This is a genomic window from Vibrio sp. H11 (assembly GCF_004804295.1).
In the GTDB taxonomy this organism is placed as follows: Bacteria; Pseudomonadota; Gammaproteobacteria; order Enterobacterales; family Vibrionaceae; genus Vibrio; species Vibrio ostreae.
In genome coordinates this window covers 476702-494884 of record NZ_SSHN01000001.1, presented here as the reverse complement: position 1 = coordinate 494884, position 18183 = coordinate 476702, and the positions used below count along the sequence as shown (strand labels likewise).

Here is an 18183-nt window from a genome sequence, read left to right as displayed (position 1 = left end):
ATTTGGTTACCATGGATGAAGTGTGCCATCCTCCAAGCGGTTTACAGGCAAACTCGCTCTCTTGTATGGGTATTTTGCGGCAAGTGCTTCATTGATGTCTACGCCATGCCCCGGAACTTCTCCAGGCTGGAATGTACCGTGATCAAACTGGTAAGCATGAGTAAAGACAGATTCGGTCACATCGCAATGTGCCATATGTTCCTGAATACCAAAGTTATTGATTGCAGTGCCTAAGTGCAACGCACATCCCATGGTGATCGGAGACAAATCGGTCGCACCGTGAAAACCCGTTTTAATCTGGTACAAAGAGGCCAGTTGGGCTATTTGTCTGACGTGGGTAATCCCGCCACCATGAACGATAGTGGTGCGGATATAATCGACCAGCTGGTTTGTGATCAAATCTTTGACATCAAAAATTGAACTGGTCACTTCGCCTACCGCCAACTTAGTGGTGGTATGCTGACGAATCAGTTTGAATGCTTCCTGGTTATCAATCGGCGTCGCGTCTTCCATCCAGAACAGACGGTAGGGTTCAAGCATTTTGCCCAATCGGGCAGCTTCAATTGGCGTCAGACGATGATGGACGTCAGTCAGCAATTCCACGCCATAACCAAATTTTTCACGTACCGCTTTGAATACGGTTTCGACACTATTGAAATATTTGGTGGTGTCCCAAACCTGCTCTTCCGGCAGGCTGGCATTAGCAGGTTCGTATGCCTCCCCCTTCTTAGACACTCCGTAGGTTTTCGCCAAACCAGGCACACCACATTGAATGCGGATGAACTTGTAGCCTTTCTCCAGCGCAGCAGCAAATCCCTCTAAAACATCGTCAACGGTTTCACCATTAACATGGGTATAAACATTGATGTACTCCCGGCTTTTGCCACCGAGTAACTGGTAAAGTGGCATGCCAGCCGCTTTCGCTTTGATATCCCATAGCGCCATATCGACTGCGGCTAGTGCTGACATGTCGATCACACCTTTCTTCCAGTAATAACCGCGGTAGAAAAATTGCCAGATATCTTCAATGCGCCCGGCGTCGCGACCAATCAAAGAAGGAATGACATACTCTTCGAGATACTTCGCGACCACCAACTCTCTGCCGTTTACCGTTGCATCTCCCAATCCATAGATGCCCTCGTCCGTTTCAATCTTCAACGTGACAAAGTTTCTTCCTGGGCTACAGACAATCACCTTGGCATTGGTAATTTTCATTTCATTCTCCTGGCCATCAACATGAGTTTCTATCAACAGATGTTATTAAAGCGATAAATCTTGGTTTATTTTGTGATCCAAGCTGTGATTCCAATTTAACAAAATTGGTCTGTACAATTTTTACAAATTGGATCACACTTTTTTAAGGTTCTCAGGTCAAAATAGAGTGACTTTCCCAACAACGTATCAGAGAACCGTTATGCCTGTATTCCATAACCTATATTCAAGAAGTCAGTTAAAGCCCAAAATCGTCCACATTGGATTTGGCGCTTTCCACCGTGCGCACCAGGCTCTCTTTGCAGATGAGCTGGCACAAATCAGTCAATCCGACTGGGGGTACTGTGAAATCAGTTTATTGGGTGGAGACAAGCTAATAGAGAATTTAAGGCAACAAAATCATATATTTACTGTAGTTGAGAAGGGGGTCGACGGTCCTAGTATCAAGACTGTCGGTTCAGTATGTGAGTCTTTACATCTGAAACTCGATGGCCACGAGAAAATCATCGAAAAGATTGCTGCGCCAGAGACATGCATAGTCTCAATCACTATCACCGAAAAAGGCTATGGCATTGATCTGCATAGTGAACGTCTCGATACAAACAACCCATTCATTAAAATTGACCTGGACAATTTTAATGAGCCAAAGTCCGCTATCGGTTGCATCGTTCAGGGTTTAAAACGACGTATGGAGCGTAACCTGACTCCGATTAGTGTGATGTCGTGCGATAACATGCCGGAGAACGGCCGTAAAACTCAAAATGCGATAGTCGACTTTGCCCAAATCGTTGATCCTCAACTCGCACTCTGGATCCAAGACCACATTACCTTCCCGTCGACCATGGTGGACCGAATCGTTCCTGCGCTTAGTGAAGAAGCACAAGCGGAAATCGATAGCCTGGTGGGAGAACATGAACCATGCGGTATTATTTGTGAACCCTTCAGACAATGGGTAATAGAAGACAACTTTGCAGCTGGCCGCCCGGAGTGGGAAAAAGTCGGGGTTGAACTGGTTAATGATGTCCTTCCCTACGAAGAGATGAAACTGCGCATGCTCAACGGCTCGCATTCATTTCTTGCTTACCTGGGATATCTGGCAGGCTATGAGCATATCTCAGACTGTATGCAAGATAGTGAATTTAAACAGGCAGCCTACAATCTGATGATGGCAGAACAAGCACCAACACTGTCTATAGGTCAACAGGTTGATCTGCAAGCCTACGCGCAATCCCTGATTGAACGTTACAGCAATCCAAACATCAAACATCGTACCTGGCAAATTGCGATGGATGGCAGCCAAAAGCTACCACAGCGAATGCTAGAATCTGTATCCTGGCATATTACACACCAATCTGAATATCCGTATCTTGCACTCGCTATCGCTGCCTGGATCAAATATGTCGGCGGAGTGGATGAAAAAGGGCAACGAATTGATGTGCGAGATCCTAAAGCTGAAGAACTTTATAACCGTTTCCATAGCTGTAACAACGAGGTCGCGAGAGTAAGAACTCTGTTAGACATACCTGCAATCTTTGGTAGTGAGCTGCCAGCTCAATACCAGTTTGTTGATGCTGTGACGCAAGCCTATCAACGGGTTGAATTGATAGGGGCAAAACGCGCCGTATCAGAGTTAATTAAAGCGACACAGAATTCTGAACGCCCTCAACGGTTCTAACAGTAGCAATACGATTAAGGCAACGCAGGAAGACAAATATGATTCTTCCTGCGTTATCCATAACGATTGAGCAACTTATTCAGTTCATAAAAAGGCATCGATTTATAAAAATACCAACCCTGGATAAATGCGGTCGGGCAATGCTTTTGTATCATCTGGTATTCACGTTCAGTTTCAACGCCTTCAAACACCACTTCTTTTTGCAGACTGGTCACCAATTCCATAACCGGTGACACCATGTCCTTTTTCAGATCGTAGTTCAGTGCATTAACAAATACCCGGTCAACTTTAATGTAATCAAAGTCGATTTCGGTCAGCCACACCAGATTCGATACGCCGGTGCCAAAATCATCCAGTACAACCATAAAACCCATTGCCCGGGCCTGTTCGGAAAAATCAGCCAGTTCTTTAAGTGGCACAGCAATACGTTCGGTAATTTCAATTTTAAGCTGTTCGGGCAAGATGCCTTGTTCATCGACCAAGTGCTTAAGAAATGGCAAAAATCTCGTATCCTGAATTTCAAATGTGCCAATATTGATGCTAACAGAAAAGTACGGCAGCTGTTTTAATACGGGCGTCATTTCAATAATGGCTCTCTGGGCGGTGAAGTAAGCCAGCCGCGGATACAAGGCAAGCTTTTCCGCAATACCGATAAACAGCTCCGGAGACACTTTACCGAACACCTTGTCTTCCCAGCGCACCAAACTTTCCACCGCGATGATTTGGTTGTCGGCAACGGAAACTATCGGCTGATACTCCATATAAAGTGTCTGCTGCCTGAGCGCCTGACGAAAGCGCACTTCCATCGCATTGCGCCTCTGCAAAAACGCGCAGAATGAATAAGTCAGTAACCAGCAAAACAGCCCACAAATCACGGTAACGCCCAAAATCACTTTGCCGGAGTAGAAAAACAGCCCTGCGTTAGGATTATGGGTATTCACGCAGTAACTGTATTTCTGGCTGCAGATGTTGGTATCTAAGTCAATTCCGAACTGTTCACCATCAAGATTAGGAGGAGAATAAGCAATGAAAACGTGATTATTTCTGGACGAGGTAACATCAAACTCAAAATCCGGCATCTGACGCACTTTACGTGTATAAGGCGTCGCCAGACTGACGGTAAAAACGTTGTTCAGTATCGTGATATTGTATTTATCATCCAGCTCAAACAGATTGGACGCATCAGAATAGAAACGATAACCCTTAAAAGCGGATACCTCTTTGGCCTCTATCTCTATGGGTGTAAAAGTCCCCCAGTTCGCCGTGCAGGAAACCTGAATACCATTGATATAACCCATGTCATAGATTTCTGAGTTTTTGTGTACCAACTTTCTGAGCACATTAAGATTCTCTTCTTCGCACCCCCCTCCGCCCAGTGCATCGGCCTCTGCCAGCACCGCAATCACCTGCGAGGTCACCAGCTCCGAGTTTTCCAGCATGTCCTGCGCAAATTCTTGCTGCTTTTCCTGCTGAACCTGATACGCCATAAAAGTCACCACAGACAGTATCGCGACCATGAACAACGAAAACAACAGTCCTTTAAATGCGAATTTGTTCACTGAAATCCTAAATAAGTACGGCGATTAGAATCATCAATGTAGTTGATTTTTCGATAAATGATATTGCGGTCAATCACAAACATGATGAACGTGCCAATCATATTCCGTCCAGCAACGGTGACCGAGAATCCGGATAAAAAAATAATTAATGATAGAATTGTTACTTAATTATCTGAATTAGGGGAACTTTCGCCACAACAGCAGTTGTCGGCGCTAAAATCGGTTCGAATAAGCCATCTTCAGTGTCTAAAGTTAACCAATAATACTTACACCTTTTCCCGCTATGACGCTGGACAATTGCCATAATTGTAAAAATTAAGCTAAGGATGACTTATGGTTTCTCGCGCTTTCAGACTCCCCCGTTCACTCTGGATGGCACTGACCTTGGCTATGCTACCTATGTGTATTCAAGCCGCCCAACCATTTCAGGCATTGCAGACCCGAGCTCAGGCATTGCAGACCCGAGCCTCTGAAGACACTGTACTGGTAAAGTTTAAGCCCGGCTCGGCAGCGGATGAGAGACGTTCAGCCCATACTCAAGCTCAGGGCAACGTGAGAAAACGCATTGAATCCATTGGCGTTGATGTGGTGCAAGTCCCCAAAGGATCGGTCTCCGCTGCCATTGCGCTGTACAGCAACAATCCCAATGTTGTCTACGCAGAACCTAACTATGTTCGGCCGCTCTATTTTCCCGCCACCAACGAAGGTAGCGAGCCCGGCTTGGGAATCAGCAACAACTTTGATCAACAGTATGGCCTTCACAACACAGGTCAGGCGTTTGGCGCCGTAGCAGATGCGTTAGGAAATTTAATTGTTCCTGCTTATCAGGCCACACCTGATGCAGACATTAACGCACCGGAGGGCTGGGCCGCAGCAAACAACCAGGCTGAGGTCGCGGTAGCGGTAATTGACAGTGGTGTCACCTGTACTCACCTTGATTTAGCCGGTAAGTGTATTGAAGAAATCAACTTCGTTGCCTCTCATGGTTCCGGCCCGGAAGACGTTCTCGGCCACGGTACTCATGTCGCTGGTATTATTGCTGCAACCACAAACAATGGCATCGGCATCGCTGGCGTTGCACCGCAAGCAAAAATCGGTGCGATGAAAGTATGTTGGGAAGACATCAGCTTAGCGTGGCTTGGTATTATCATCAGTCAGTGCGAGGATGCGGATGTCGCGAGCGCACTGACTTATGTTGCTGACTCCGGCTTGTACAGAGTCATCAATATCAGCCTGGCCGGGACAGAAGTATCGTCAACCTTGGGCACGGCGATTAAATATGCCTGGGACCAAGGGCTGGTGATCATTGGTGCCGCAGGTAATGCTTATTCATCAGAGGTCTATTATCCTGCCGGCTATGATGAAGTGATCGCTGTTGGCGCAACGGACTATCATGACAATCTGGCCGCCTACTCCACTTTTGGTCACTGGGTATCGGTTCTGGCACCGGGAACCGCTATCTTATCTACTGTTCCGGGTGGTGCTTGTGGTCAACCTGCTGATGACCCGAGTGACTGTTACGATTATAAATCCGGCACCTCGATGGCCGCACCTCACGTGGCAGGTGTTGCCGCAGTGATGGCCGCTCAGTATCCGCAGTTAACTAACGCGCAGATTCGCGCCGCAATTGAAGGCAGTGCCGATCCGATTGGAACACTCGGTCAAAACTTTCATGCCTGGTCAATCTATGGCCGGGTCAACTTGCTGGCTGCATTAAACTACGGCTCAGCTCCGATCATCGCCGAAACCCACTCTGTCACTGCCATCCTGGCAGAAACCGTCAATGCTGGCAAAGGCAGCAAACAGGGGCGGGTTACTGTCACCGTCAGAGATAATCTGGGTCATCCGGTCAACGGCGCGGTGGTGCAAGGCGATTTTGACGTCGACAGCCACACATCCGTCACACAGGTGACTGACAGTGCCGGTAATGCCGTGTTTACATCACAATACTCAGCAAAAGGCAGCATCACATTCAGTTTCTGTGTCACGAACATCGCCAGCAGCGCCACCAGTTGGAGCGAGACCGAACGATGTGTCTCATTCCCATAGCCGTCGCAGTCGATTAACTTCTGCAGACAATTAGCTTCTGCAGACAATTAGCTTCGGCAACCAACTAACACATGCAAACAACCACCACCTGCAAACCACAAAGCCTCCCTTTAATGAGGCTTTGCTCATATTGAATCAGACGGTTTCAACCAGTTCCGCCTGACTTTGCCGGGCGCTGTCTGCCCGCTGGTGATATGGAAGAAACAACAGCGCTGCTGCAGCGAGCAACGAACAGAGCCCCATCAGCAAGGCCACATAGGACAATACTTCTGTTAAGCCGCTACCATCATCCAGCCCTTGCTGCATCAGAATACCCGCCAGCCACGGCGCGATAATAGCGCCCGCACGGCCAACACCAATTACAAAGCCGGTACCGGTCGCGCGAACATGAGTCGGAAAGACATACGCCACCAGAGTGTAAATGCCCGACACCCCCGCGTTGGCAAAAAAGCCCGCCAGCGCCGCTAATAAACTGAGCTGCGCGAGCTGCGGCTCCGCGCGGCCAAACAAGGTCACCGCACCTGACGTCAGGACCAGAATCGCCATGGTCAGTGGTTTAAGGCCGATTTTTTGACTGAGCAGACCAAACAGCAATCCGCCCAGCACACCACCGACATTGACCCAGAACAGTACACCAGCAGCGGATGCTGCGCCAATCCCCATCTGAACCACTATGGTCGGCGTCCATTTCAGGACGTAGTAGAAAGTGATCATCTGAAACAGGTAGGCCAGCGTCATCAGCAGTGTCGCGACCAGCAACTTTCGCGAAAAAATATCCAGGATCGACGTTTTGTGCTCTGCCGCCGGTTTGCATGCCAGCGCTTGTACCGGCGCATGACCAATTTTTATCAGCGCCTGATTGACACGTGCCAATGCTTGCTGAGGCTGAACGCGGCACAGCCATTCGACCGACTCTGGCAGTAGCAGAGCGCTGAACGGGATCATCACGACTGAAATCACCGCGCCGGCTAAAAACATATCACGCCAGTTCACCGCACCCGGTTCAAGCACCACACTGCCGATCAGACCACAGATGATACCGCCCAGCGGATAACCAATCACCATCAGAGAAATACACAAACCGCGCTGCTTCTTATTGGAAAATTCTGCCACCACCGCATTAGTGGTTGAAAGCAGCCCGCCGATGCCGAGACCAGTGTAAACCCGCCAGGCGCACAGCATTTCGATACTCTCAACGTGAGCAACCAACCACATGCCGCTGGTCATCACCGCCAAACAACCCAGTACCATTTTGCGACGGCCGATTTTATCCGCCACGCCACCGAGCACAATAGAACCCAGCGCCATCCCCAGCAGTTCCATCGACAGCACGGCGCCAAGCCCTGCGCGATCGAGGCCAAACTCCGCCATAATGCCAGAGCCGGACACACTAATTGCCAGTACATCGAAGCCATCCACAGCACTGAACAATACCGTGATGGTGACAATCACAACCTGCATCCAGGTCATCGGTGACTCGTCAATGCGAGTGCGTGGATCCACGGCTAACTGGGTCATGGCGGCTATCCTCAAAAAAGCAAAACAAGGCTGATATACAACCTGAGACATAAATACGGCCGAAAGTCTGCATATTCACTTGCTGTGCGCCAGTGAGCAAGGTGAGTTTACTCATAAAGGTTATGAATTTATTTCAAGTAAATAATAGAACCAGCCAAATATATTCATTTAGCCTCAATCGTAGCACTAAACTTAGCGCAAACGGTTGCTTTGAGTCGTTCCACGTATTTTCCCCGACCTTGCTCACTCCTTACCCACAATTTAGCTCAATCGGAGCGAGAAAGCCGGCGTTCACCAGACAATATAGCGTGAGCATGCAGATAGCGTTTGACACTACTGCGTTTGAGGGTATGTTTAGGTGCCATAAATCACTGCACCCGCTTCAGGTTGCGTCAATAGCGTTATTTAACAGAGAGAGTCATGAAAGGAATCTTATCCATCCAGAGTCATGTGGTATTTGGTCATGCCGGCAACAGTTCTGCCGTCTTCCCGATTCAACGTATGGGATTAGAAGTGTGGCCGATTCACACGGTTCAGTTTTCCAACCACACCCAGTACCCGCAAGGCTTTACCGGGAAGAGTTTTGATTCCAATGATATTACCACTCTGATCCAAGGTCTGAACAACATCGGCCAGCTTGCTGAGTGTCAGGCGGTTATTTCCGGCTACCAGGGCAGCGCCGAGCAATGCCTGGCCGTTGCAGACGCAGTCAAACAAATTAGGCAGCAAAATGAGTCCGCGCTGTATGTGTGTGACCCGGTCATGGGCGATCCAAAAAAAGGCTGTATTGTGTCAGACGGTGTGGCCGAACAGTTAATTCAGAACCTGATGCCTATCGCTGATGTGATTGTGCCAAATCAGTTTGAACTGACCGCCTTTACCGGTATGGACATTCACTCACTGAACGATGCGATCGCCGCCTGTAATAAAGCGCTTGAGCTCGGCCCTAAAATTGTGCTGGTCAAACATTTGCACTCAATTTCAGATGAGATGTTCAGTTCAATCCTGGCAACAGAAGAAGGCTGCTATCTGATTCAGCGCCCGGAACTGCCGTTTGACAAAGCTCCGGTCGGCGTGGGCGATTTGATCAGCGGCATCTTTACCGCGTGTCTGGTCAAAGGCCGCTCTCCACTTGAAGCCTTCGCGCATACCAACAATGCCGTTTACGGCGTAATGGAAGTGACCAAGGCGCATGGCGAGTGGGAACTGATGACCGTGCTGGGCCAGGATGAGATCGTCAATCCAACCCACAGCTTTGCTACCGACAAGATTGCCTAACCAATAACGACCATCCAACAGAGCACTCGCGTTATACACCACTATCGAGTGCTCTGTGCTTTACTTCCTGAGCCGTGAATCCTCAGCAAAAACCTCCGCATAATTTAATGTCACGTTGGCATGCTCACGCATTATCGCTTCTGCTCGCGCGCCTTGCCGGCGAACGATTGCATCAACAACAGTATGATGTTGCATATTAGCAAAGTTAAATCGCCGAAACTCCTGTTCCATTTGCTCAAAATTGAAGGTCAATGAACTGACCGAAGCAAACGGCAGATGCTCATTGCGCTGCAGCGAAGAAGCAATAGCCGGGTTGTCACTGGCCTCAAGAATCAACTCATGAAACTGCTGATTGATCTCGTGATATAAGTTCAAATCGTCGCGAGTCACATAGCCTTTCGAAAAAATTGCATCGCCGATACTCAGACATTGTTGCAGCCCGGCCAATTGCGTTTCTGACAATCCCTTTTCTGCCGCCTGACGTGCCGCCAATCCCTCCAGCACACCGCGTACTGCGATCGCCCCGGCCACCGATTCTGCGGTAATCTGCCGCACCCGATAGCCTCTGCCGGGCAACTTACTGATTAGCCCTTCCTGCTCAAGAGCACGAAAGGCAATTCGGATTGGAGTGCGTGACACACCAAGCCGCTCAGCGGTGGGGATTTCCGCCAAACGTTCACCTGGAGCCATCTCCCCAGAGACAATCATTTGTCTGAGAGTTGAAATGACCTCTATCCCTGCATTTGCCATTGGTTGTTCCTGATTTCACTCATACTTTAGTCGTAGCCGAATCGCTGCTTTGCGAATATTTACAACACCATAAAATTTAACTAATTGAAAGTTAAATGATTACCCAAACAAACACTTCACCCGTTTTTCGTCCATTCGACGCAACCTGCCTATTGGATCCCAAAATTGACAAAACTGGCTAGATTACCCTCATATTAATGCTATTTTGGATCCAATAAAACAATTGAAAAACAAAAAACAAACATAAAAATAACATGAGGAACCCATCTATGTATCCTAAAAACTGCTGGTACGTTGCCTGTACTCCTGATGAACTTGAACAACAACCTTTGGCTAGAACAATATGCGGTGAAGCGATCGCTTTTTACCGCGACAACGAGGGAAGAGTCGCTGCGGTGCAGGATTTCTGCCCGCATCGTGGTGCACCGCTATCTCTGGGCTATGTCGAAGACGGCCTTCTGGTCTGTGGCTACCATGGCCTGAGAATGGGCCGGGACGGCCAAACCGCCTCAATGCCCAAACAACGTGTAGCTCGCTTTCCGTGCGTACGTTCTTACCCGGTTGAAGAGCGCCACGGATTCATCTGGATCTGGCCGGGCGAGAACGCGCTTGCCGATCCGGCAGACATTCCTTATCTGGAGTGGGCTGAAAGCCCTGACTGGGCCTATGGCGGCGGCCTGTTCCATATCAACTGCAATTATCAGCTGATGATTGATAACCTGATGGATCTTACTCACGAAACTTACGTCCATGCGTCGAGTATTGGCCAGAAGGAGATCGACGAAGCTCCGGTCCGCACCCGTCTAGAAGGAGATCAGGTCACCACATCACGTATGATGGAGTCGGTTAAAGCCCCGCCGTTCTGGCAACTGGGCATGGAAGCCAATGGATTGGATCCAAACGCCGATGTAGATCGCTGGCAAATCTGCCGTTTTACTCCGCCAAGCCACGTGTTAATTGATGTCGGCGTGGCGCTGGCCGGGTGCGGCGGGTTTGACTCTGCGCAGGATGTGAGAGCCGGTAGTATTGTCGTCGACTTTATTACTCCAGAGAGCGAAACCAGTATGTGGTATTTCTGGGGCATGGCGCGCAACTTCAAAACCGATGATGTGCAGTTAACTGAGCAAATCCGTGCCGGCCAGCACACCATTTTCAGTGAAGATTTGGAAATGCTGGAACGTCAGCAACGCAACCTGTCCGATAACCCACAGCGTGAGTTACTCAAGCTTGATATTGATGCCGGTGGCGTTCAGGCACGACGCATGATTGACAAAATGCTGCAACAAGAACGCAGCCAGGCTGAGAGCGCTCTCTCCACGTGTGAAGCACAAGCCAGTTAAGCGACACCCCGCAGACAGAGGACTTATCATGCAACAAGTAAAAGTGACCGCCAGACAACCTCAGGCGCATAATGTCATCAGCCTGACGTTAAGCCCCATCGACCAGCCCGCCTTACCCAATTTTCAGGCGGGTGCGCACATTGATCTTCATCTCGACAATGGGCTGATACGCCAGTACTCACTATGCCACTCTCCGAGTTCCCACCATGACTACCAGATTGCTGTCAAACTAGAACAGCCTTCACGTGGCGGCTCAGCCTGGATCCACGACCAGTTGAAGGTGGGAGACGTTCTGACCATCAGTGAGCCAAAAAATGTCTTTCACCTGGCTGATGAGGCCAAACATCATGTGCTGTTCGCGGGCGGTATTGGTATTACGCCGCTGCTCAGTATGGCTCAGGCTCTGCTCGAAACCGACGCCAGCTTCGAGCTGCATTATTCAGCACAATCACCGGATGAAGCCGCTTTCTATCAGGAGATGACCAGCTCGGGACTCCAGCACCACACTCAGTTTTATTTCAATAGAGAGGGGCAATGTCTGGATGCCCACGCCGTGCTGGCTCAGCAGTCTCAAGCCAGTGATCTGTATGTCTGTGGCCCACAGGGCTACATCGACTATGTATTCGAGTGTGCACGAACACAGGGATGGGAAGAATCCCGATTGCACCGTGAGTTATTTCACGCTGACCCGTGCGCAAACTCAAGTGACAACCAGCCCTTCGAACTTCACCTGGCCAACACGGGGCAGACGTTCACCGTCCCCGCACACTCCACGGTACTTGAAGTACTGCTCGATGCCGGTGTGGATGTTCCGTTCTCGTGCGAAGAGGGCGTATGCGGCACTTGTATAACCCGGGTGCTGGCAGGCGAGCCGGATCATCGTGATCATTACCTCACTCCGCAGGAGCAAGCCAGCAATCAGGAGTTTCTGCCTTGTTGCTCACGCGCTAAATCGGCCTCTCTGACCATAGAGCTGTAACCCCATACAGATAACCAGGAAGCACCTTATGAAGAGTAAACAGATGATCTCTTACCTGCTGGCCGGCGGAACCCTGCTCTCGGCCAGCTTGCTGTCCGCCAAAACCGCGGCGGCCGACTATAATTTACGCATGTCCCACCCTTGGCCATCCACATCCGCCGTCCACCAGGGATTAGCCGACTGGGCAAAAGCGGTCGAGCAAGACTCCGGGCAGCGCATTACAATCGATATTTATCCGGCGCAAACCCTGTCGAAAGCGGCAAGTGCCTATCAGTCCGTAGTCCATAACATTGCTGATATTGCCGCTACCGTCCAGAGCTACAATGTCAATCGCTTTCCTTTAACCCAAATTGTTGAACTGCCGGGCCTGGTTGATAACGCAGCAGGTGGCTCCTGCATCATCCAGACCCTGTACGATGAAGGGTTAATCAACAACGAGTATAGCGATACCCATGCGCTGTATGTTTATACCAATGGCCCCGGCCATATTCATATGAAAGATAAGCCTGTTGTCCTACCGCAGGATTTGGCGGGGCAGCGGATACGGCGCCCCAGTATCGTCGTAGGCCAACTGCTTGACAGTATCGGAGCGCAGCCGACGGGGCTGCCAGCTCCCGAAACCTACGAAGCCCTGGAAAAAGGCGTGTTAGAGGGCGTTGCGATTTCCTGGGATGGCGCAAAAATCTTCCGCCTCAACGAGATTGCCCCCTACCATACCGAGTTAAACCTGTACCGCCTGAGCTTTGTGGTAACCATGAACAAACGGGTGTATCAACAGCTGCCAGAGGATTTACAGCAAGTGATCGACCGCCACTCCGGACATCAGTGGTCTCAGCATATGGCCAAAATCTTTGACCAGCTGGATCAGCAAGCCATCAATGAGGTTCGCCAACGCAACGATCACCTACAAGAAATGGATCCACAATCTAAATCCGCCTGGCAGCCGGTTTTGCAGCAGGTTACACAACAGTACCTGGATGGCCTGCAACAAAAAGGCCTGCCGGCCCAACGCGTGTATGACCGCGCCCGCCAGTTGCAGCCTGACTGTACAATCTAACCCGAAGATGCAACGCCTTCGCAGCCTGTTGTTCGAAGGTGTTCGCTCGACCATCGCCCCGGCACGATGGTCATGTGGCGATGCACTCAGCGCCAACAACAGCGGCCTTGATAACCGTCATTCACTTCAGCCAACCTCGCAGCTGTGATATAACAGAGCGCACGATTAAAATCGGCTGAATAGCTAAGGATTCGCTGTGAAAAAAGTGCTGTACCTGATGAGACACGGGCAAACACTGTTTAATGTCAGAAGAAAAATGCAGGGCTGGTGTGACTCACCGTTAACCGAACTGGGCATTGAGCAGGCATCGCAAGCCGCCGCCTATTTTGATGAGATTGAACTGACCCACCTGTATAGCTCCTCCTCAGAACGTGCCTGCGATACCGCTGAGCTGGCCACTCGCAATCGCCTGCCGTATCAGCGCCTGAAAGGCTTAAAAGAGATCAGTTTTGGCCTCTACGAAGGCGAGAGTGAAGATCTGCACCCGGATCTGGAGACGCGGGAGCACCACTACGTCCAGTTTGGCGGCGAGTCCAAAACGGCAGTCAGAGAGCGTATGGTCGATACCTGCCGCGCGATAATGCAAAACGAGGATCACCACTGCGTACTGGCCGTTTCTCATTACGGTGCGTGTAAGCAGTTCCATCTGCACTGGAATCAGGATGCCGATCCAGCGATGACGATTCCCAACTGCGCCATTTTAAAATACCAATACCATGATGGTCAGTTTGAGTTTATTGAGATGATCACCGGCTAGACACACGCTAGCAACGATAAGGGATGCCACCAGGCATCCCTTTGTTTTAGGCACTGGACATGTTTTTATTCACTGAACTTCTCTTTGTCCGCTGACAATAAGTTGCCAGACTCCGAACCCGTGGTGATTTTACAGAAACAGCGCTTTTAACTCATCCGCCAGCCCGGTCACGTGATTATTATTGTGCTCAGTTACCCGGTCAGCATGCTGTTTGACTTTGTCGTCTGCATTTTGCATCGCTATCCCCAGGCCGACTTTCGACAGCATCGAGATGTCATTGTGGTTATCACCCACAGCAACACAGGCTTCAAGTGGGATACCGAGCTGTTCAACGTAACGTGTCAGCCTATTGCCTTTACTGTTACCAATGGCAGAAAAATCGACCCGGTCAACCCAGGACTGCTCGCCGATAAAGTGCTGGCTGACAAAATCGATGTTGGCAAACGTTTCGACGTCACCGCCTTCTACCACAAATTTCCACACATAGTCGGTTGCGGCCAGCTCCTGGCGGAAGTCTTCCACCCGGCGAATATTCGGACGCTGGTGCGCAGGAAACGTCTGTGACCAGGTCAGCATGTCTTCCATGTAGTTAATCGGGCGCTGGTTCGAATACAGCATGGCGTCTTTGACATACATCACCATTTTCAAATCATGCTGCTCTGACAAATCAATAAACTGCGCGGCAGTGTCTTTCGCGATAGAGTTCTCGCTCAGTACCTGCTGCTGGCCGAAATCATACAGGTAGGTACCGTTGCAACAGATGATCGGCGTGTTCAGCCCAAGCTGGCGGTAAAACGGTTCCGCAGCCACGTGATGACGTCCGGTCACAATCATCACATGCGCAACTTCGGCAATGGATTTTACCGCTTCAATCAGAGCAGGGCTGACGGTGTGGTCTGACGTTAATACGGTTCCGTCGAGATCCAGTGCCAGTAATTTACGCTGCATAGTTCCACCTTTGGTCTGTGTTGGTTTAAGGTTCATCTGCTCCCAGTGTAATTCATTGCCTATGCCGGTTTAAACCCAAATCGCGCTCATCATTGGCGCAAATCGCGCCAGGGTATCAAATTTAGTGCATAGTTAAGCTTTAAGTCTGTGCTGCGAGTCCATACAATAGTGGTCAGTAGATAAACCACCAACAGCTCAGCCTGTTGCACCATCTTTCGAAGCGCTCACCGCCGCCATTAAAGGCAAGCTTTAAAGACCAAACCATTTTTGAGGACAACACTATGCCAATTGCACTATGGGCTCTTGCAATCGGAGCCTTTGGGATCGGCACGACTGAATTTATCATCGCCGGCCTGCTGCCGGTTATTGCTGCAGACTTTGATGTGTCTGTTCCGGTCGCCGGATACCTCGCCACCGCTTATGCTCTGGGCGTGTTTGTCGGCGCACCGGCACTGGTTATCTTTGGGGCCAGAATTGCGAAAAAAGCCATGCTAGTTGTGCTGATGCTGCTGTTTATTGCCGGTAATCTGATTACCGCGATGGCACCGGATATGAGCATCGCGATTCTGGGCCGGATCGTCACCTCGCTGACCCACGGCGCCTTTTTCGGTATCGGATCCATCATTGCGGCTGAGATGGTTGAACCCTCTAAACGGGTGCGTGCCATCGCGTTTATGTTTATGGGTTTGACGGTCGCCAACCTGGTGGGCGTTCCGGCCGGGACCTGGCTTGGCCAGCATGTCTCCTGGCGTGCTACTTTTGCCGTTATCTCGCTGATTGGTGTCGTGGGCGTTCTGGGTATCTGGCGTCTGATCCCTCATCAGCCAAAAGACAAAGAGCATAAATTTTCTAAGGAGTTCAATGCGTTTCGCAGCCGTAATGTGCTGGTCGCGATGGGGATCACCGTCCTGGGTCCGGGCGCTTTCTTTACCTCCATCACCTACATGGCGCCGATGGCGATTGAACTCGCCGGTTACAGCCCCGCCCATATTACCTGGTTAATGCTGCTGTTCGGCTTTGGCCTGTTTGTCGGTAATCAGCTCGGTGGCAAGTATGCTGACAAAGCACTGATGCCGATGCTGTATACCACCTTGTTCGCCCAGGGCGCTGTGCTGCTGGTGTTCAACTTCACCATTCACAGCCAGTTCATGACCGCGCTGTGTATTTTTCTGATGGCGGCGTTTGGCTTTGCCACCGTATCTCCGATCCAGAAACTGGTGATGGATAAAGCCAAAGCGGCTGGCGCGCCAACTCTCGCCGCAACGGTCAATATTGGTATGTTTAACCTCGGCAACGCATTAGGTGCCTGGTTAGGTGGTGTAGTCATTGCCGCCGGTTATGGTTTGCAATCGCCTAACTGGGCCGGTGGACTGCTATCCTTTGGAGCATTAATCCTGGCCCTGGTATCGGGCTTAATGGACGAGGCCGGACAAGCCGAACCCGTCACCAGTTAAAGCGCTCGGCAGCATGTCAGGACACCCGGTTTCGTTACCTGTTCTGACATGCTGTGATTGATCGGTTAATCGTGAAACAGTTCGGCCAATATCCGGATTTTAGGGGCGATATCTTCCAGCGCGACATTGCCAAAACCAAGTACAACGCCATGCCATCCTCGAAATGGTGCCGTAGCCGGCTCATAAAAAGCTAGCGGACGAACAATAATCCCCTTCTGTTCAGCACGCTGTGCCCAGCTCACTTCATTAATCCCCTGCTGCCACTTGAGGGTAATATGCAGCCCAGCCGCTTGACTGATGATCTCCACCTTATCGGCGAAGTAACACGCAACCGCCTCACACATCGCCGCATGTTTACTCTTATACAGGCGGCGCATTTTTCGAATATGACGCAGCAGGTCGCCCTCGACAATGAAGTCTGCCAGTGCAGCCTGAGTATGGGCCGGCGAATCGCCGCTCAACGCATCTTTAATCATCAAACATCGCTCAACCAGGCAGTCCGGCACCACGAGGTAGCCCAGCCGCAGCCCGTTAAACATCACCTTACTGAACGAGCCGACATACAACACCCGCTCATCCATCCCCATCTGTCCGGCCAGACCTTGTAAACTGGTAAATGGCCGGTGGGCAAACTGAAATTCACTGTCATAATCATCTTCAATGATCCAGCTTTGCCGGCTTACTGCCCATTCAATCAGGCTGAGGCGCTGCGCGGTATTGAGTGTTGTACCCATCGGATATTGATTGCTGGGCGTGATGTACAGTGCCCGCGCGTCACTTTTCAGTACGGCAGACACGTCCAGCCCGGTTTTCTCGACCACAGCGACGGGCTGCTGTTGAATACCCAGCAACGTATTGATTTTACGCATCTGGCTATAACCAGGCTGCTCCATCAACAAGGTGTCTGCTGCGCCGAGCGTCGCCATAATGGCAATCGATAACGCTTGCTGCGCACCGGAAGTAATAATGATTCGGCCGGCATCACAATGTACCGAGCGGCTGGAGGCAAGATAATCAGCCAAAGCGGTGCGTAACTCCAGCCGGCCCTGAATTACATGGTTACCCAATATCGTCGTGCGGGAAGCATGGCGCTGCAGCAAGCGTTGCCATTTGGCGAGCGGAAACTGTGCCAGATCCGGCACACCAGGTGCAAAGGGACGATTCACTCCCAACGCCGGATCAATTGGAGTAACCGACTCAGGCGCCCGTTGAGCTGGCAGGAAGAATTCCGGCAGTTCGACCGCGACGTAAAATCCGGCGCCGGGCCGGCTTTCAATATACCCTTCCGCCACCAACTGTTCATACGCGGCAATGACAGTGTTTCGGCTTACTCTCAGTTCCTGCGCCAACTGGCGGGTTGATGGCAATTTACCGCCTGTTGGCCACAAATTGTGCACCACTTTGTCACGAATGGCATGAAACAACTGCGCTTGCATTGAGCCATGCCGGGTATCGAATGCCAAATCACCACTATCTATCAGGGCCAAACCGGATCCATCCTTTTTCAAAAACTGGCTCTAAAAAACATACCAGCTAGCCATTATATTGCAATCAAAGCGCGCTATCGCGTCATTACAACGCATTGCCGCGCACTCAAACACATTCAA

General features: G+C 50.5%; 14 protein-coding genes. 8 read left to right on the top strand and 6 right to left on the bottom strand.

Features of this window, described 5'->3' with window-relative positions:
* Positions 1-6 precede the first annotated feature (6 nt).
* A complete protein-coding gene (gene manD, locus E6C74_RS02445) occupies positions 7-1215 on the bottom strand; it encodes a D-mannonate dehydratase ManD (RefSeq protein ID WP_136483018.1) in 1209 nt (402 codons plus the stop codon).
* Positions 1216-1414: 199 nt separating this feature from the next.
* On the opposite strand from manD, the gene E6C74_RS02440 reads away from it, so the two are divergent.
* Positions 1415-2887: a fructuronate reductase gene (locus tag E6C74_RS02440; RefSeq protein WP_136483016.1), complete on the top strand. Its 1473-nt coding sequence runs from the start codon at positions 1415-1417 to the stop codon at positions 2885-2887.
* A 53-nt stretch (positions 2888-2940) separates the two neighbouring features.
* On the opposite strand, the gene E6C74_RS02435 is transcribed toward E6C74_RS02440, so the two are convergent.
* Positions 2941-4446 carry an EAL domain-containing protein gene (locus tag E6C74_RS02435; RefSeq protein ID WP_240798112.1) on the bottom strand — a complete coding sequence of 502 codons (1506 nt, stop codon included), beginning with the start codon at positions 4444-4446 and terminating at the stop codon, positions 2941-2943.
* Between the two features lie 333 nt (positions 4447-4779).
* Between E6C74_RS02435 and E6C74_RS02430 the strand changes: the two genes are divergently transcribed.
* Entirely contained in the window at positions 4780-6495 is a 1716-nt protein-coding gene (locus tag E6C74_RS02430; RefSeq protein WP_136483014.1) for a S8 family serine peptidase, read from the top strand.
* A gap of 135 nt (positions 6496-6630) precedes the next feature.
* Here the strand turns inward: E6C74_RS02430 and E6C74_RS02425 are convergent, their stop codons facing one another.
* On the bottom strand, positions 6631-8013 hold the full coding sequence (locus E6C74_RS02425) for an MFS transporter (RefSeq protein ID WP_168796934.1): 1383 nt from the start codon (positions 8011-8013) through the stop codon (positions 6631-6633).
* Between the two features lie 420 nt (positions 8014-8433).
* On the opposite strand from E6C74_RS02425, the gene pdxY reads away from it, so the two are divergent.
* The gene (gene pdxY, locus E6C74_RS02420) at positions 8434-9291 is read left to right on the top strand and encodes a pyridoxal kinase PdxY (RefSeq protein WP_136483009.1); all 858 of its coding nucleotides are present in this window, start codon (positions 8434-8436) and stop codon (positions 9289-9291) included.
* 60 nt (positions 9292-9351) lie between these two features.
* Here pdxY and E6C74_RS02415 read toward each other — a convergent pair whose 3' ends face one another.
* The gene (locus tag E6C74_RS02415) at positions 9352-10041 is read right to left on the bottom strand and encodes a GntR family transcriptional regulator (RefSeq protein ID WP_136483007.1); all 690 of its coding nucleotides are present in this window, start codon (positions 10039-10041) and stop codon (positions 9352-9354) included.
* A 269-nt stretch (positions 10042-10310) separates the two neighbouring features.
* Between E6C74_RS02415 and E6C74_RS02410 the strand changes: the two genes are divergently transcribed.
* The 4 genes from E6C74_RS02410 to E6C74_RS02395 all read left to right on the top strand — a co-directional run bounded on the left by E6C74_RS02410 (position 10311) and on the right by E6C74_RS02395 (position 14174).
* A complete protein-coding gene (locus E6C74_RS02410; protein WP_136483005.1) occupies positions 10311-11381 on the top strand; it encodes an aromatic ring-hydroxylating dioxygenase subunit alpha in 1071 nt (356 codons plus the stop codon).
* Positions 11382-11409: 28 nt separating this feature from the next.
* Complete coding sequence (locus E6C74_RS02405) at positions 11410-12360, top strand: PDR/VanB family oxidoreductase (RefSeq protein ID WP_136483003.1); 951 nt, start codon at positions 11410-11412, stop codon at positions 12358-12360.
* Positions 12361-12388: 28 nt separating this feature from the next.
* Positions 12389-13417 carry a TRAP transporter substrate-binding protein gene (locus E6C74_RS02400; protein WP_206208364.1) on the top strand — a complete coding sequence of 343 codons (1029 nt, stop codon included), beginning with the start codon at positions 12389-12391 and terminating at the stop codon, positions 13415-13417.
* 196 nt (positions 13418-13613) lie between these two features.
* Entirely contained in the window at positions 13614-14174 is a 561-nt protein-coding gene (locus tag E6C74_RS02395) for a histidine phosphatase family protein (protein ID WP_136483001.1), read from the top strand.
* 129 nt (positions 14175-14303) lie between these two features.
* Here the strand turns inward: E6C74_RS02395 and E6C74_RS02390 are convergent, their stop codons facing one another.
* Entirely contained in the window at positions 14304-15122 is an 819-nt protein-coding gene (locus E6C74_RS02390; RefSeq protein ID WP_136482999.1) for a pyridoxal phosphatase, read from the bottom strand.
* Positions 15123-15403: 281 nt separating this feature from the next.
* On the opposite strand from E6C74_RS02390, the gene E6C74_RS02385 reads away from it, so the two are divergent.
* Positions 15404-16576, top strand: a complete 1173-nt coding sequence (locus E6C74_RS02385) for an MFS transporter (protein WP_136482997.1) — start codon at positions 15404-15406, stop codon at positions 16574-16576.
* Between the two features lie 65 nt (positions 16577-16641).
* On the opposite strand, the gene E6C74_RS02380 is transcribed toward E6C74_RS02385, so the two are convergent.
* On the bottom strand, positions 16642-18063 hold the full coding sequence (locus E6C74_RS02380; protein WP_168796933.1) for a PLP-dependent aminotransferase family protein: 1422 nt from the start codon (positions 18061-18063) through the stop codon (positions 16642-16644).
* Between the last annotated feature and the right edge of the window lie 120 nt (positions 18064-18183).

Coding starts and splice junctions, on each gene's coding strand:
- E6C74_RS02405 (WP_136483003.1), top strand. CDS start 11,410: ATGCAACAAGTAAAAGTGACCGCCAGACAACCTCAGGCGCATAATGTC.
- manD (WP_136483018.1), bottom strand. CDS start 1,215: ATGAAAATTACCAATGCCAAGGTGATTGTCTGTAGCCCAGGAAGAAAC.
- pdxY (WP_136483009.1), top strand. CDS start 8,434: ATGAAAGGAATCTTATCCATCCAGAGTCATGTGGTATTTGGTCATGCC.
- E6C74_RS02425 (WP_168796934.1), bottom strand. CDS start 8,013: ATGACCCAGTTAGCCGTGGATCCACGCACTCGCATTGACGAGTCACCG.
- E6C74_RS02385 (WP_136482997.1), top strand. CDS start 15,404: ATGCCAATTGCACTATGGGCTCTTGCAATCGGAGCCTTTGGGATCGGC.
- E6C74_RS02400 (WP_206208364.1), top strand. CDS start 12,389: ATGAAGAGTAAACAGATGATCTCTTACCTGCTGGCCGGCGGAACCCTG.
- E6C74_RS02410 (WP_136483005.1), top strand. CDS start 10,311: ATGTATCCTAAAAACTGCTGGTACGTTGCCTGTACTCCTGATGAACTT.
- E6C74_RS02440 (WP_136483016.1), top strand. CDS start 1,415: ATGCCTGTATTCCATAACCTATATTCAAGAAGTCAGTTAAAGCCCAAA.
- E6C74_RS02415 (WP_136483007.1), bottom strand. CDS start 10,041: ATGGCAAATGCAGGGATAGAGGTCATTTCAACTCTCAGACAAATGATT.
- E6C74_RS02390 (WP_136482999.1), bottom strand. CDS start 15,122: ATGCAGCGTAAATTACTGGCACTGGATCTCGACGGAACCGTATTAACG.
- E6C74_RS02430 (WP_136483014.1), top strand. CDS start 4,780: ATGGTTTCTCGCGCTTTCAGACTCCCCCGTTCACTCTGGATGGCACTG.